Source organism: Actinocrispum wychmicini (genome assembly GCF_004345645.1).
In the GTDB taxonomy this organism is placed as follows: domain Bacteria; phylum Actinomycetota; class Actinomycetes; order Mycobacteriales; family Pseudonocardiaceae; genus Kibdelosporangium; species Kibdelosporangium wychmicini.
Map to the genome: position 1 here is coordinate 530,521 of NZ_SLWS01000005.1, position 15,740 is coordinate 546,260.

The 15,740-nt window shown below is 69.3% G+C and carries 12 protein-coding genes; 9 read left to right on the plus strand and 3 right to left on the minus strand.

All coding sequences use genetic code 11. The features are described 5' to 3' along the window. Window positions 1-9 precede the first annotated feature (9 nt). Window positions 10-3,177 (plus strand): S41 family peptidase, encoded by a 3,168-nt coding sequence (locus EV192_RS24455; RefSeq protein ID WP_132119171.1) that lies wholly within the window; start codon window positions 10-12, stop codon window positions 3,175-3,177. Here the strand turns inward: EV192_RS24455 and efeB are convergent. From efeB to efeU, 3 genes are read right to left on the minus strand one after another with little or no spacing between them, the layout of a single operon-like run. After that, on the minus strand, window positions 3,174-4,418 hold the full coding sequence (efeB, locus tag EV192_RS24460) for an iron uptake transporter deferrochelatase/peroxidase subunit (RefSeq protein WP_132119173.1): 1,245 nt from the start codon (window positions 4,416-4,418) through the stop codon (window positions 3,174-3,176). The genes EV192_RS24455 and efeB overlap by 4 nt on opposite strands. Continuing rightward, complete coding sequence (efeO, locus tag EV192_RS24465; RefSeq protein WP_424923377.1) at window positions 4,415-5,539, minus strand: iron uptake system protein EfeO; 1,125 nt, start codon at window positions 5,537-5,539, stop codon at window positions 4,415-4,417. The genes efeB and efeO overlap by 4 nt, the downstream gene beginning before the upstream one ends. Beyond that, a complete protein-coding gene (efeU, locus tag EV192_RS24470) occupies window positions 5,536-6,375 on the minus strand; it encodes an iron uptake transporter permease EfeU (protein WP_132119177.1) in 840 nt (279 codons plus the stop codon). Before efeU ends, efeO begins: the two co-directional genes overlap by 4 nt. 146 nt (window positions 6,376-6,521) lie before the next feature. Between efeU and EV192_RS24475 the strand changes: the two genes are divergently transcribed. The 8 genes from EV192_RS24475 (at window position 6,522) to EV192_RS54005 (ending at window position 15,740) form a co-directional block, all read left to right on the plus strand. Beyond that, window positions 6,522-7,310 carry a lysozyme family protein gene (locus EV192_RS24475; protein WP_243727042.1) on the plus strand — a complete coding sequence of 263 codons (789 nt, stop codon included), beginning with the start codon at window positions 6,522-6,524 and terminating at the stop codon, window positions 7,308-7,310. A 273-nt stretch (window positions 7,311-7,583) separates the two neighbouring features. After that, a complete protein-coding gene (locus EV192_RS24480; RefSeq protein WP_132119179.1) occupies window positions 7,584-7,907 on the plus strand; it encodes a hypothetical protein in 324 nt (107 codons plus the stop codon). 134 nt (window positions 7,908-8,041) lie between these two features. After that, on the plus strand, window positions 8,042-8,554 hold the full coding sequence (locus EV192_RS24485) for a hypothetical protein (protein ID WP_132119181.1): 513 nt from the start codon (window positions 8,042-8,044) through the stop codon (window positions 8,552-8,554). A gap of 94 nt (window positions 8,555-8,648) precedes the next feature. Further along, the gene (gene pstC / locus EV192_RS24490) at window positions 8,649-9,635 is read left to right on the plus strand and encodes a phosphate ABC transporter permease subunit PstC (RefSeq protein WP_207926214.1); all 987 of its coding nucleotides are present in this window, start codon (window positions 8,649-8,651) and stop codon (window positions 9,633-9,635) included. Window positions 9,636-9,656: 21 nt separating this feature from the next. Next, window positions 9,657-10,790, plus strand: coding sequence for a phosphate ABC transporter permease PstA (gene pstA / locus EV192_RS24495; RefSeq protein ID WP_207926215.1), 1,134 nt, complete (start codon window positions 9,657-9,659; stop codon window positions 10,788-10,790). 5 nt (window positions 10,791-10,795) lie between these two features. Continuing rightward, window positions 10,796-12,418 carry a substrate-binding domain-containing protein gene (locus tag EV192_RS24500; protein WP_132119185.1) on the plus strand — a complete coding sequence of 541 codons (1,623 nt, stop codon included), beginning with the start codon at window positions 10,796-10,798 and terminating at the stop codon, window positions 12,416-12,418. After that, on the plus strand, window positions 12,418-14,919 hold the full coding sequence (locus EV192_RS54000) for a hypothetical protein (RefSeq protein ID WP_165960576.1): 2,502 nt from the start codon (window positions 12,418-12,420) through the stop codon (window positions 14,917-14,919). Before EV192_RS24500 ends, EV192_RS54000 begins: the two co-directional genes overlap by 1 nt. Continuing rightward, a complete protein-coding gene (locus tag EV192_RS54005) occupies window positions 14,916-15,740 on the plus strand; it encodes a sortase domain-containing protein (RefSeq protein WP_165960578.1) in 825 nt (274 codons plus the stop codon). Before EV192_RS54000 ends, EV192_RS54005 begins: the two co-directional genes overlap by 4 nt.

Consider the following 15,740-nt stretch of genomic DNA (forward strand, 5'->3'; position numbering starts at 1 on the left):
GTTGGTCGAGTGAGTGACGCTTACCTGCGATTTCCCCATGTACACGGCGATCTGGTCACTTTTGTCGCCGAGGACGACGTCTGGATCGCCCCGCTCGACGGCGGCCGGGCCTGGCGGCTGTCCGCCGACCAGGTGCCGGTCAGCCGGCCCCGGATCTCCCCGGACGGCGCGCATGTGGCCTGGACGAGCACGCGGGACGTCGAGCCCGAGGTCCACGTCGCCCCGGTGGACGGCGGGCCGAGCCGGCGGTTGACGTACTGGGGTGCGGTGCGGACGGCCACCGCCGGCTGGACGCCGGACGGGGAGGTCGTCGCGGTCAGCTCGGTCGGACAGGCCCAACCCCGGCGGACGTGGGCGTACGCCGTTCCGCTCACGGGGACCGCGCGGCGGTTGCCGTTCGGGCGGGTCGGGGACGTCGCGTTCGGCCCGGACGGCGCGGTCTTACTGGGGTCGCGGGTCACGGTCGACCCGGCGTGGTGGAAGCGTTACCGCGGTGGGACCGCCGGGCGGCTGTGGGTGGATCCGACCGGGGCCGGCGAGTTCACCAGGATTCTGTCCGATGTGGACGCCAGTCTGGTGTCGCCGATGTGGGTGGGGGACCGGATCGCGTTCCTGTCCGACCAGGACGGGGTCGGCAGTCTCTACTCGTGCCTGCCGGACGGGAGCGACCTCCGCCGGCACACGTCACACGAGTTCTACGCGCGCAACGCGACGACCGACGGCACGCGCGTGGTGTACCACTCGGCCGGCGACATCTGGCTGCTGGACAGTCTCGACGCCGAGCCGCGGCAACTGCAGGTCAAGTTGGGCGGGCCGCGGACGTCCCGGCAGCCGTACCCGATCTCGGCGCGATGGTCGTTGGGGGACGCGGCGCCGGACCACACCGGACGGGCCAGCGCGGTCGAGGTGCGCGGAACCGTCCACTGGTTGACGCATCGGGACGGACCGGCGCGGGCGTTGGGGGTCGAACCGGGCGTACGGGCGCGGTTCCCGCAGGTCCTGGGGACGACGGACCATGTCGTCTGGGTGACCGATGTGGACGGCGAGGACGCGCTCGAAGTCGTTCCCGTGGCCGGTGGCGCGCCCCGGCGGTTCGGGTCCGGGCAGTTGGGCCGGGTGATGGAGGTGGTGGCGGCGCCGGACGGCCGGCACGTCGGGCTGGCCACCCACGACGGGCGGGTGCTGCTGGTCGAGGTCGAGGCGGGCGAGATCCGGACCGTCGCCGAGACCCCGGACGGCGACCCGACCGGGCTGCAGTTCTCCCCGGACTCCGGCTGGCTGGCGTGGTCGCATCCGGGTCCGGTGCCGTTGCGGCAGATCCGGATGGCCGACACCACCAGTCTGTCCGTTGTGGACGTCACGCCGTTGCGGTTCGACGACCACGAGCCGGTGTTCACCGCTGACGGCAAGTACCTGGCGTTCCTGTCGGCGCGGAGTTTCGACCCGCACTACGACGTGCACGTGTTCGACATGTACTTCGCCGGCGGCTCACGGCCTTACCTGGTTCCGTTGTCGGCTACCACTCCTTCGCCGTTCGCGCCGCAGTCACAGGGGCGGCCGTTCACGGAGTCCGACGACGACAAGGAATCCGACGAGGAGGAGACCACCCCACGGGTCGCGGTCGACGTGGAGGGGTTGGCCGAACGGGTGGTGCCGTTCCCGGTCGCGGCGGCCCGGTACTCGTCGATGTACCCGGCCAAGGGCGGTGTGCTGTGGATGACCCGGCCGTTGTCCGGTGAACTCGGGCACGATCTGGCCGAGTCCGACGACAGCCCGCCGCGGCCGGCGTTGGAGCGGTTCGACTTCGAGAAGCGGCGCACCGAGATTCTGGTGGACGGACTGGACGAGTTCTGGGTTTCCGGTGACGGCAAACGGATCGTGGTGCACGACGGGCGGTCGTTGCGTGTCCTGCCGTCGGAGCACAAGGCTGACGACGACAGTCCGGACAACGTGGACGTCGACCTGTCCCGGATCCGGGTGACCGTCGACCCGTCCGCCGAGTGGCTGCAGGCCTACGACGAGGCCGGCCGGTTGATGCGGGACAACTTCTGGCGGTCCGACATGGGCGGGGTCGACTGGGCCGGCCAACTGGCCCGCTACCGCGTCCTGGTGCCCAGGGTCGGGTGCTACGACGACCTGGTCGACGTGCTCTGGGAGGTCCAGGGCGAACTGGGCACGTCGCACGCGTACGTGAACGAGGTGCCGGACTCGCCGGACTCCCGGGTGCGGGTCGGGCTGTTGGGCGCGGACATCGCGCCGGACGACGCCGGAGTGTGGCGCGTGGACCACATCCTGCCGGCCGAGACCTCGGACCCGGAGGCGCGGTCGCCGCTGCGGGCGCCGGGTGTGGGTGTCCGCGCCGGTGACTCGATCCTGGCCGTCGACGGCCGTCCGGTCGGGGTGGACGGGCCGTCGCCGCTGCTGGCCGGCAGCGCCGGGAAGCCGGTCGAGCTGACCATCGGTCCGGCGGCCGGGGGCGAACCGAGGCGGGTCGTGGTCGTGCCGTTGCTCGACGACATGCCGCTGCGCTACCAGGCGTGGGTCGCGGACCGGCGGGCGCATGTGCACGCCGAGAGCGCGGGCCGGGTCGGGTACCTGCACGTGCCGGACATGGTCGCGGCCGGGTGGGCACAGCTGCACCGGGACCTGCGCCTGGAGATGCGGCGGGAGGCGCTCGTGGTGGACGTGCGGGAGAACCGCGGCGGCCACCTCTCCCAGTTGGTGGTGGAGAAGCTGGCGCGCAAGGTGATCGGCTGGCAGACCAGCCGGAACGGGTATCCGGCGGAGTCGTATCCACAGGACGCGCCGCGCGGGCCGATCGTCGCGGTGGTCGACGAGTTCTCCGGCTCGGACGGCGACATCGTCACCGCCGCGGTCAAGGCGCTCGGTCTCGGCCCGGTCGTCGGCATGCGGACCTGGGGCGGTGTGATCGGGATCGACAGCCGGTTCCACCTCGTCGACGGAACCGTTGTGACGCAACCGAAGTACGCGACCTGGCTGCGCGGGCCCGGGTGGGACGTGGAGAACCACGGCGTCGACCCGGACGTGGAAGTCCCGACCACGCCACAGGACTACGCGGCCGGCCGTGACCCCCAACTGGACACGGCCATCCGCATGGCCCTGACAGCCTTGGAGACCAACCCCGCGGTCACCCCACCGGAGATCCCCCCGCTTTAGGCGAAGAGGGTTTCGCCCCAGTGGCCGCCGGGCTTCGGGCCCGGCGGCACCGCGAAGTGGCCGGAACCCGTGTGCAGCAGGTACTCCATCATGTGGTCCTTTGTGGACAGATTCTGCTGCATCGGGACGAACTGCTTGCGGGTGTCCCGGTTGAAGCAGATGAAGAACAGGCCCGCGTCCAGGTGGCCAAGGCCGTCCGACCCGTCGGTGAAGTTGTAGCCGCGGCGCAGGATCCGCACGCCGCCAAGGCTTTCCGCGCTCGCCAGACGGATGTGCGCGTCGTCGGCGATCAGCGGCTGCCCGCCCGCGCCGCGCACGTGCAGGTCGATCTCGTCGAACTCGTCCACCTGGCCGAGGGGTGCGCCGACGCCCTTGGTCCGGCCGACGGTCTGCTCCTGCTCCGACAACGACGTGCGGTCCCAGATCTCGATGTGCATCCGGATCCGCCGGGACACCAGGTACGTGCCGCCGGTCATCCAGTCCGGGCCGTCACCGTTGGCCACCCACACGTGGTCACGCAGGGCGTCGGTGTCCTCGGCCTTGATGTTGTGGGTGCCGTCCTTGAAGCCGAACAGGTTTCTGGGGGTGGCCTGGGTCCGGGACGTCGACGACGTGCGGCCGAACCCGAGCTGGGACCAGCGCACGGACACCTTGCCGAAGCCGATCCGGGCGAGGTTGCGGATCGCGTGCACGGCCACCTGCGGGTCGTTGGCGCACGCCTGCACGCAGATGTCCCCGTCGCTGCGTTTCGGGTCGATGCTGTCCTTGGGGAACGTCGGCAGGGTCACCAGCGCCGCCGGGCGTTTGTCGGCCAGGCCGAACCTGGCGTCGAACAGCGACGGCCCGAAGCCGATGGTCAACGTCAGCGACGAAGCCGGCAGCCCGAGCGCTTCACCTGTGTCCGCGGGCGGGGCCTCCGGGCTGCCGCCGACCGCGCCCCGCTCGGCCGCCTCGGCGCCCTCGGTCATCCGCGCGGCGGCCGCCGTCCAGTCCTTCAGCAGGGTGACCAGTTCGGCGCGGTCCTTGGTGGTCACGTCGAACGACACGAAGTGCAGCCGGTCCTGCGCCGGGGTGACGATCCCGGCCTGTTGGGCGCTGAAGAACGGGATGGCGGCGGCCTCGGCCGCCACCGGCACGACGTCGGGGGACGACGTCATCAGCCGGTCGCCGACAACGCCGGCGGCGACCCCGGCCGCGCCGGCGCCGACCATGCCGAACAGGCCACGTCGAGAGACGCTCATTTCGCGGTCACCACCTCGGCGACCTTGCTCACCGGCTCGCCGAGCGCGTCCACGGCGGCCGCGAACTCCTTGATCTCGTCCTGGGTCAGCTCGTTGTACAGCTTGAAGCCGTCGCCCTTGCGCTGCTTCTCCAGCAGCTTGTCCACCGCGGCGAACTTCTGGTCCAGGGTGGTGCCCAGGGTCTTGTCCTTGCTGTCGATCACCGGGCGCAGGGCGGCCACCGCGGCCTGTGATCCATCCACATTGGACCGGAAGTCGTACAGGTCGGTGTGCGAGTACTGGTCCTCCTCGCCGGTGATCTTGCCGGTGGCCACCTCGTCGAGCAGTTCCTTGGCGCCGTTGGCGAGCTGGACCGGGGTCAGCTCGACCGACTTGGTGCGGCCGGCCAGGTCGGTGATGTCGGCGAGCAGCTGGTCGGCGACCTTCGCGGAGTCCGGCTGCAGGCCGCTCACCCACAGGTCCTTCTCCAGCCGGTGCCAGCCGGTGAACTCCTGGCCGGGCTTCAGGTCCGGCTCACGGGTGTCGGTCTTCTCGTCGATGTCGCTGAAGCTCTCGGCGACCGGCTCGATCCGTTCCCAGTAGATCCGGGCCACCGGGTACAGCGCCTTGGCCTCGTCGACCTTGCCGGCCTTCACCGCGTTGACGAACTCGGTGGTCTTCGGCACGAGCGACTCGGTCTGGCTGTTGACGAACCGCTGGTAGTTCTTGGTGGCCTCGCCGAGTTGGGCGTTGGCGTCGGCCGCCTTGGGCACGCCGCCAGAGACGGTGAAGTCGCCGCGGATGCCGTTGCCGACCATGCCCGGCTTGCACGCGGTCTGGAACTTGCCGCCGTCCGGCACCTCGACGATCAGCCGCCGGGTCAGCCCAGGGCCGATGTTCTCGACCTCGCCCAGGATCCGGTCGCCCTCGGCGTACAGGTAGAACTCGGTGACCTTGGTGCCCTTGTTGGCGATCTCGAACGTGATGTTCCCGGCGTCGGCCGCGGTGCGGGCGACCTTGCAGGCGTCGTCACTCGCCTCGACCGTGATCGGGCCGCCCGCCGCGGCGGGCTGATCCTTGTTGCCACTGCACGCGACGAGCAGGACTAACGGTGCCACGGCGAGCGCGGGACGGATGTTCACGAGGACCTCACGGGAATCGGCTTGTTGACAACGGTTTTCGTGGGCCACAGGAAGAACGTGAGCACGACGCCGACGTACAGCACCCATGCGACGGCCTGCAGCACTGTGGTCTGCTGCGAGTAGTTGAAGATGCTCTTGAGCAACGTGCCGTACCAGGACGACTCGGGGATCGGCCCGGACAGGTCGAACGCGAGCGTGTTCAGGCCCGGCAGGAAGGCGGCTTCCTGCAGGTCGTGCAGGCCGTACGCGAGCACGCCGGCCGCGACGATGACCAGGAACACGCCGGTGATCCGGAAGAACCGGGTCAGGTTGAGCCGGACGGCGCCCCGGTAGAGCAGGTAGCCCAGGACGACCGCGAGGACGATCCCGATGACGAACCCGATCAGCGGCTGGGTGGTCCCGCCGCCCGCGCTCTGCACGGCGGCGTAGAAGAACACCGCGGTCTCCAGGCCCTCCCTGCCGACCGACAGGAACGCGACGATGATGATCGCCCACGGGCCGAGCTTGACCGCGTCGGACAGCTTCCCGCGCAGGTCGGACGCGATCGTCCGGGCGGTGCTGCGCATCCAGAAGATCATCCCGGTGACCAGGGCGACCGCCAGGATGGACAGGCTGCCGCCGACCGCCTCCTGAGCCTTGAAGGTCAGGCTCTCGGTGCCGTACGTGAGGATCGCGCCGATCGTCACGGAGAGTATGACCGCGGCGGTGACACCGGTCCACACCCACTTGAGGGAGGCCCGGTCGCCTGTCTTGACCAGGAACGCGATCAGAATGCTGACGACCAGTGCGGCTTCGAAGCCCTCTCGCAGCCCTAACAGGGCGTTACTGAACAGCACGGTCATTCCTTCGATCGGGCACAGACTTAGGTTAGGCTCGATTGAATTTAGGTAAGGCTCCCCTGCTGTGTCCAGTCGGGTACCTCGGATGGCCGGAAAGTCCGGTTGGAGTTCGTCGAAGCCCGAACATGCGTAGCCTGGCCGTGATGTCCTCCTCGCCGCCGGTGGCGCCGCCACTGACCAACCCGTCCCCGCCGCGCCGCCGTGGCCTGCCGAAACTCCTGGTCATCGGCCTGTTGCTGGGGGTAGTCGCGGCCGTCGTGCTGGTCCTGCGGGACACCGGCGACAAGCCGCCGACGCGCCGCAAACCCGCCGACTTCCCGGTGCCGGAACTGACCTCGCAACCCCGGGAAGCAGCTCCCTTCCAGGCAAAACCCGTCGACCCCAACACGGTCGGCGACCTCGCCCGAAAGATGAACATCCCGCAGCGCGCCCTGCAGGCGTACGCGACGGCCGAGATCAAACTGCGGCAGAAGTCGCCCAAGTGCGGGATCTCCTGGACCATGCTCGCCGGCATCGGCCGCAAGGAGTCCATGCACGGCCGGTACGGCGGCGCGACCATCGGCGACGACGGAAAACTCTCCCAGCCGATCATCGGCGTGCCGCTGGACGGCTCGCCGGGTGTCCGGGCGATCAAGGACACCGACAAGGGCGAACTCGACGGCGACCCCACCTGGGACCGGGCCGTCGGGCCGATGCAGTTCCTACCCGCGACCTGGCGGAAATGGGCGGCACGGGCCAGCGAGGACGGCGCGCCGCCGGACCCGCAGAACATCGACGACGCCGCCCTGTCCGCCGGCCGCTACCTCTGTGCCGTCGGCGGCGACGTCACCACCGCGGCCGGCTGGTGGACCGCCGTGCTGACGTACAACTCGTCGGTGCGCTACGGCCAGGAAGTCTTCAACGGCCAGGACGCGTACGCCCGAGCGAGCTAGTGGTTAGTTCGCGGTGTTTTGGGCCACTTGGGCACGGTATGTGGTGGTCCTTTCGGCTGAGTCCCAGCGTCTGACTACCGGCCGTTAAGCCGATGCGCGTGTGGCGTTCACCTGCAGGCCGTAAAGCGGTCCACCCATGGGATGAATTCTCGGGCCGCGGCACGGTCGGGTCAACGGTCAACAAGGGGGACGGCCGCGCCATGGGCTCGGAGGGGACGAATGGCGCGATTTCAGTGTTTCCGGACCGACTCCAGCGGCGTCAGATGGCGCTTGTTGGGCGGTAACAACAGAGTGCTCGGCCTGTCCGTACGCGGGCACGCCGACCACGGGGCAGCGGTGCAGGAGGTGGACACGGTACGGGTACTGGCCGGCGACGTCCGGCTGGAGTTCGAACGGGCGGCGACCGGCCACTGGTGGTGGCAGCTGTCCATGGACGACCTGCCGGTCGCCCGGTCGGCGCAGGGCTTCGCCCGCAAGATCGACGCCGACCTCGCGGCCAAACGGTTCATGGACCGGGTCCGGGAGGCGTCGGTCGACTCGTCGGTCATGGTGTTCCAGCCGGGACACCGCGGCCGGCAGACCAATCTCCTTAACTGACAACGAAGTGAACGCACCCGCTCCCACCCCCGGCGGATTCGCGAACTTGCCGCCGGGTGGGTTCCGCGAAGTGTCCCGGATGTCGAGTATTCGGTTCGCGAATTCGCTTGTGATGCTTGTGAAGGAGGAATCCCATGCGTACTCGTCTTGTCTCCGGGGTCATCGGCGCGGTGCTCGCCGTCGGGTTGACCGTCACCGCGGTCGCACCGGCGTCGGCGGAGACGGTCCAGCAGACCAGATTCATCAAAGGCCAGACGGCGGTCACCGTGGACGCCCAGGCCGTGGTGGCCCTGGACTTCTTCGATGTCAAGGTGAGCGTCGTCTGGCCGGCTTCCGGCACGTCGCCCGCGTTCACCTTCCCGGTGTACGGCAACCCCAACGACGGGACTACCGAACTCGCCGGTGGCCTGGTGTTCCAGGCCAACGACAAGTGTGCCGACGCGATCCTGCCGGTGATCGACACGAACACCGGCGTGGTCCGGGCGTGGGTCAACAGCGGCCGGCGGGTCGAGGTGTTCAAGGTCGACGGCGACAAGCTCGTGCTGACCGCGGCCGGCGCGCAGTGGCTCAACAGCAGCCTCGGCTTCAACGGCCTGTTCACCGCGGGCTTCCTGTTCGGCACGTTCAAGACAACTCTTAACCGGTAACGGCAAAAGGCCGTGTGGCGGCAGCGGCGCGTTGGGTGTGCGTTCACCTCTCGTGCCGTTGCCGGTCACAGCGGCACGATCTGCTGAGGCAATGATGACCACGGACGTTGACCGGCCGCGTGCGGTCCGGCCGTCGATCCCCGTGTCCGACCGGGTGTTCCGCGGCGTGGTCCGGGGCACCGGGCTGCTCGTGCTGGTGATCATGGGGGCGATCGGGATCTTCCTGGCCTACCAGGCGATTCCCACGCTTCGCGACTACGGCCTGGGTTTCTTCACCGAGCCGACCTTCGTGCCGAACTCCGGCAAGCTCGGCATCGCCGCCGTCTCGCTGTTCACCTTGCAGGTGGCCGGTGTCGCGATCGTGGTGGCGTTTCCGTTGGCGCTCGCGACGGCGTTGTTCATCTCCGAATACGCGCCCGCCCGGTTCAGGCGGTCGCTCATCGCCGTGCTCGACTTGATGGCCGCGGTGCCGAGTGTGGTCTACGGCCTGTTCGGGTTCGTCTTCCTGACGCCGCAGATCATCTACCTGTCCCGCTGGCTGTCGAAGTACCTGGGCTTTCTGCCGTTCTTCCACGTCGACACGGACGTCAACGCGGCCGCGTGGGAACAGTCGAAGTACACGTCGTCGCCGTTCATCGCCGGGATCGTGGTGGCGATGATGGTGCTGCCGTTCGCCGCCTCGATCATGCGCGAGGTGTTCTCGCAGGCACCCGCGGGAGAGCGGGAAGGCGCGCTGGCACTGGGATCCACGCGCTGGGGCGTGATCCGGTCGGTGGTCCTCCCGTTCGGCACGGGCGGGATCATCGGCGGCTCGATGCTCGCGCTCGGCCGGGCGCTCGGCGAGACGATCGCCGTGCTGATGATCCTGGCGCCGTCCTTCGAGATCAAGTTCCACCTGCTGGAGAACGGCGCGGTCACGATCTCGTCGCTGATCGCCCTGCGGTTCGGCGAGGCCACCCCGGGGCAGCTGTCCGCGTTGCTGGCCGCGGGCCTGGTGCTGTTCCTGTTCACGCTGGCGGTCAACACGCTGGCCTCGATGATCGTCGCCCGCAGCCGCAGCGGGTCGGCCACTGAAATCTGACCCGGATCTGAAGGAGAGGGTGTGGCCGCGCCGACGATCGAAGAGTCGACGACAGTACCCGAAGAGTCCACTGTGGAGATACCGGACCCGAGGGTGGTGGTCGCGGAGGACGAGGCACGCAAACGGAATCTGAGCGGGCGAACGGTCGACGACGTCCTCGCCGCGACGGGCTCGCTGCTCGGCGCGCTCGGCCTGGTGTGGGTGCTCTACGAGAACCTGTTGCCGACGTCGGGTCCGCTGGGTTTCGTCGTGTCCTGGTTCGGGGTGTTCGTGCTGATGTACGCCGGTGTCACCGCGATGCGACACCCGAGGACGGTGGTCGTCGACCGGGTGATCGGCGCGGTGGTCAAGGCGTTCGCGGGTCTGGTCGGGTTCGTGGTGCTGTTGGTGATCGGGTACACGCTCGTCCGCGGGATCGACGCCCTGGGCTACGGCAACTTCTTCACGTCCGACATGTCCGGCGCCGGTCCGCTCGACCCGCTCAGCGTCGGCGGCATGCTGCACGCCCTGGTCGGCACGTTGGTGGAGATCGGCATCGCCGTCGTGATCACGCTGCCGCTCGGCGTCGGCTGCGCGCTCTTCCTCAACGAGGTCGGCGGCCGGCTGGCTCGTCCGGTTCGGACGGTGGTGGAGGCGATGACCGCGCTTCCGTCCATCGTCGCCGGCCTGTTCGTGCTGAGTACGGCGCTGCTGATGTTCGGCCTGCCGCGCAGCGGGTTCGCGGCGGCGCTGGCGATCAGCGTGATGATGCTGCCGATCATCGCCCGGTCGGCCGAGGTCGTGCTTCGCGTGGTGCCCAACGGGTTGCGGGAGGCCAGTCTCGCGCTCGGCGCCTCGCAGTGGCAGACGGTCTGGCGGGTGGTGCTGCCCACCGCGCGTCCGTCCCTGGCGACCGCGCTGATCCTGGGGATCGCCCGCGGTATCGGTGAGACCTCACCGGTCCTGCTGACGGCCGGGTACACCACGTACCTGACCTTCGACCCCACGTCCGGGCCGATGGTCTCGCTGCCGCTGATGACGTACACGCTGTCGCGTTCCTCCGAGGCGGTGGACCAGTCGCGGGCGTTCGGCGCCGCGAGTGTGCTGCTGCTGGTCGTGTTGCTGTTGTTCGTGGTCGCGCGCCTGGTGGCGCAGCGGCAGAAGACCGGAAGGTAGTGACAATGAACCGGCACACACGGCGGACCGTCGCGTTGCTTGCCATCGCCGTCCTGCTGGCGCTGACCGGGTCCGTCGGGCCGGCGAGCGCCCAACCGCCGTACCTCACGATCGACGGTTCCGGGTCGACCTGGAGTGCCAACGCGATCAGCCAGTGGATCGCGGACGTGAAGAGCTTCGGCATGCCGGTGAACTACAGTTCGGTCGGGTCCAGCCGCGGCCGGCAGGACTTCGCCAACCAGCTCACCCACTTCGGCGTGTCCGAGATTCCCTACCAGGGCACGGACAACAACGTGCCGGACACCCCCAACGGCCGGCCGTTCGCCTACATGCCCATCGTGGCAGGCGGTACCGCGTTCATGTACCACCTGACGGTCGGCGGCCAGCTCGTGCGCAACCTGAGGCTGTCCGGGCCGACGATCACCAAGATCTTCACCGGCCAGATCACCAACTGGGCGGATCCGGCGGTCACCGCGGACAACAACGGCCGCGCCCTGCCGTCGAAGAAGATCATCCCGATCATCCGGTCGGACGGGTCGGGCACGTCGGCGCAGTTCACGCTGTGGATGGCCAAGCAGCACGGGGACATCTGGTGTCCGTTCTACGGCAAGTGCGACCAGCAGGAGGGCAAAACCTCCTACTACCCGCAGTTCCCCGGGTCGGTGGCCAAGAGCAGCTCGATCGAGATGGCGACGTACATCTCCGCGGAGTACGGCGAGGGCACGATCGGGTATGTCGAGTACTCCTACGCGCGCACGCAGAACTACCCGGTGGCGAAGGTGCTCAACAAGGGCGGCTTCTACACCGAGCCGACGGACTACAACGTCGCGGTGGCGCTGACCAGGGCGCGGATCAACACGGCCAACCCGAACGACCCGGCCACCTACCTGACCCAGATCCTCGACGACGTCTACAACTCCAACGACGCCCGGACGTATCCGCTGTCGTCCTATTCGTACATGATCCTGCCGACGTCCGTGGACCGCAAGCTCACCACGAACGCCGGCCGCACGCTCGGCGACTTCGCGTACTACTTCCTGTGCCAGGGCCAGCAGAAGGCCGGACCGCTCGGATACTCGCCGTTGCCGCTGAACCTGGTGCAGGCCGGGTACGAGCAGGTGCACAAGATCCCGGGCGCGGCTCAGAAGTCGTTGGACGCGACCGGATGCAACAACCCCACGTTCGACCCGGGCAACCCGGGCTCGAACAAGTTGGCCGCGACCGCACCCTTCCCGCCGGACTGCGACAAGGTCGGCCAGGGGCCGTGCGGCACCGGCGGCGGTGGTGGTGGCGGAGGCGCCGGTGGTAGAGCCGGTGGCGCCGCTGGTGGGGCCGGCAACGGAAACGGCGGCGGTGCGGGCGGTCCCGGCGGCGGGGCCGGTCCCGACGGTACGCCGCAGGTGGACCCGGTCACCGGCGAGACCATCGGCGGTGACGGAACCGCCGCCGGAGGTTCAGGTTCAGGCGCCGTCGCCACTGAACTCGCGGCGGCACGGGCGGGCACCGACACGGCGATGAGCGTGCTCGCCGCGGTCGAACTCCTGCTCGTTCTGGTGGTTCCCGTGCTCGTCGCGCGGGCGTTCGGCAAACGGCGGGCCAGAAACGCCGGACAAGAGGGGACTTCGTGATGACGAGCCGAATCATTCGAGCATGGCTGGCTCTGACCGGTGTGGTCAGCCTGCTCGCGCTGCTCGTTCCGATGACGGCGAGCGCGGACCCGGGTTCCGCCGTCGTGCAGAGCCGGCAGCTGGACGAGAAGTACGACTCCGTCAAGGATCCCGCCCATCCTGTGATCCACAAGGCGACCGTGTCGGTGTCCCAGACCACCGGACTGGTCCACCAGAAGGTGAAGGTGAGCTGGTCCGGGCTGATCCCGACGACCGCGGGCGGTCCCGGCGGTTCGGCGTACCCGGTGGTGGTCATGCAGTGCTGGGGCACCGAGACCGAGATCACCCAGCAGACCTGTTGGTCCGCGGGCTCGAACGTGGGGACGAAGCTGGACTACAGCGCCTACGACTCCCGGCCGCTGGACAAGAAGATCTTCGGCGAGAACCCGGACGCGGACACCACGTATGCGCCGTTCAAGGCCAAGGACGACGGCCTGCTCTACAACGGGGAGGGGACCGGGGGCTGGCCGCCGGGCACGGTGGTGCCGCACAACCCGCCGGCGTTGTCCCCGGCGACCCAGAACGCCGTCATGCCCGTCGCCTACCAGGGCTTCACCAACCCGGACGGCACCGGGGAGACCGACTTCGAGATGCTGACCGGCTTCGAACTGCCGCACCTCGGCTGCGGCAGCACCGCCGCGTGCACGCTCGTGGTGGTCCCGATCGGCGACCCGACCTGCGTGCCGGACTTCTCGTGGGTGTGCGAGATCGCGGACGCCAACATCCTGCGCGACTCGCACACCTGGGTGTCCCCGACGAACTGGTCGCGGCGCTTCGCGTTCCCGTTGTCCTTCCGGGAGTCGCCGGCGACCTGCCAGTTCGACAACAGGCAGGAGACCGGCTTCGCCGGCTCGTACTACCTGTACCAGGTGCTGAACAACAGCTGGCGCCCCAAGTTCTGCAAGGACCAGAAGCTCTTCCGGCTCGGGTACACCGCGTTGAGCGACGGCGACGCGCGCAACCAGTTCAGTGCCTCGTTGGTGGGTCCATGGCAGGACGGGTCGACCAACGCCCTGCTCACGTCCCGGCCGTTGACCGGTGATCCACCCAAACCCGTTGTGTACGCGCCGGTCGCGGTCACCGGGGTCGCGGTCTCGTTCGTCCTGGACGACGAGAACGGCAAGGAGGTCACCAAGGTGAACCTGAACGCCCGGCTGCTGGCGAAGATGATCACACAGTCGTACCGGACGATGGGGGCGGCGGGCACGAGCAACCCCGGCATCAGGGGCAACCCGGACTGGTGGGGCGAGGATCGCGAGTTCCTCGCGCTGAACCCCGGGCTGGCCGGGGCGATGTTCCGGGTCGGCCGGGAAGGCGCGAACTACCCAGTGATCTCGCTCGGCGACCTGGACGCGATCTACGCGCTCACGTCGTACATCGCCGCTGACAAGGACGCGGTGGCCTGGCTGAACGGCGCCGACGACGGGTACGGCACGGTCGTCAATCCGAAGTTCCACCAGTACCCGGTGCCGGTCGGCCAGCTGGAGCTGCGGGACGACTTCAAGGACAACAACCGCAACAGTCCGGTGTTCGGCCAGATCCTGCTGTCGGCCTACGCGAACGTGGCGGACAACCCCTACAACGCGGCCGTCGCGGACGCTCAGGCATGGCCGTACGCGGGCCTTCGACAGTCCTGTGTGGACCCATCGAAGCCGGAGACGTGCACGCTCAAACGAGTGGACACGCGGCAGAACGGCGGGCAGCGGGCACTGCTGGCGATCACGACGATGGGCGACTCCAGGGTGTTCGGACTCCGGCAGGCCGCGCTGGCCACATCAGGGGGCAAGTTCGTGGCGCCGGACGACTACTCGATCGCCCTGGCCCTGCGGGGCACCAAGCTGGACCAGAAGACCGGCATCCTCGGCACGGACTTCCCGAAGCTGCACCCGCTCGCGTACCCCGGAATGTCCATTGTGTACGCAGCGGTGCCGACCATCGGGCTGAGCCCGGCGACCGCAGGCGACTACGCCAAGTTCCTCGACTACGCCGCCGGCCCCGGACAGGTCCAGGGGACCGAACTGGGTCAGTTGCCGGACGGGTACGTGCCGCTGAGCGACCCGTTGCGGGAACAGACAAGCAACGCGGCGCGGGCGGTCCGGGATCAGAAGGGCGAGATACCCGCGCCACCGCCGGGCCTGGCCACCGACCCGGCGGCCGGACTGCTGCCGCCCGCCAGCGACGGTGGCACCAACGGCAACGCGGCCGGCGGAAATCAGCCGCCCGGCGCCGCACCGGCCGCGGCGCCACCGCCCGGCAGCGCGACCAGCGCCGCGCCGAACGTGCAGAAGCTGGCGACCTCGGCGGCCACCCGGACGGACACGTCCGACTGGGCGAAGTGGGCCTTGCCGGGTGTCCTTGGTCTGGGCGTGCTGGCCGGCCTGGTGGCGTTAGGGGCGACTGTCTGGACGCAGCCGCAGCACGCGATCCGTCGGGCGCTGCGCGCGGTGTTCCGCCGGTCATGAACGTTCGTCATGTCAGCCAGGCGCTGGTCATCCTGGCCGTGCTCGCCGTCGGGTTCGTGGGCTACCTGCTGGTCCTGTCGCCGATCCAGCAGGACCGCAGCCAGACGGTGCTGTACGCCCAGGCCCGCCAGCAGCTGGCGGAGACCAGCATGCCCACCGGTGGGGTCATCACGGCGGGCAAGCCAGTGGCGCTGCTGGAGATTCCCGGCCTGAAGATGACCCAGGTCGTGGTGGAGGGAACGACGGGCACCGAGCTCGCCGAGGCACCCGGGCACCGGCGCACCACGCCGTTGCCCGGCCAGCCGGGCACGTCTGTCCTCATGGGACGGGCCGCGACGTTCGGCGGGCCGTTCAAGGAGATCAGCAAGCTCCAGGAGGGCGACGAGGTCACCGCGACCACCGGCCAGGGCCGGTTCACGTACCGGGTGGACCGGGTTCGCCGGGACGGCGACCCGACACCGCCAGTCCTGCCGAAGGGCGGCGGCCGACTGATCCTGGTCAGCGCGGAAGGTGGCGACCTCACCGGACCGGACCGCACGGTGTTCGTGGACTCGACGCTCGTCGGCGACAGTGCGCTGGCGCCGGCCGGGCGTCCCCGCACCCAACTGCCCGAAGAGGCGCCGTTGAAGAGCGACCGGGGCGCGTTGGTCGAACTGGTGCTGTGGCTGCAGGCGCTGGTGCTGGCCGCCGGTCTGGTCGCGTGGGCGCGGCTTCGCTGGGGCCGTTGGGAGACGTGGCTGGTCGGCCTGCCGGTGGTGGTGGCGGCCACCTGGCAGGTCTACCAGGCCGCCGCCGTCGCGCTGCTGCCCAACCTGTTGTGA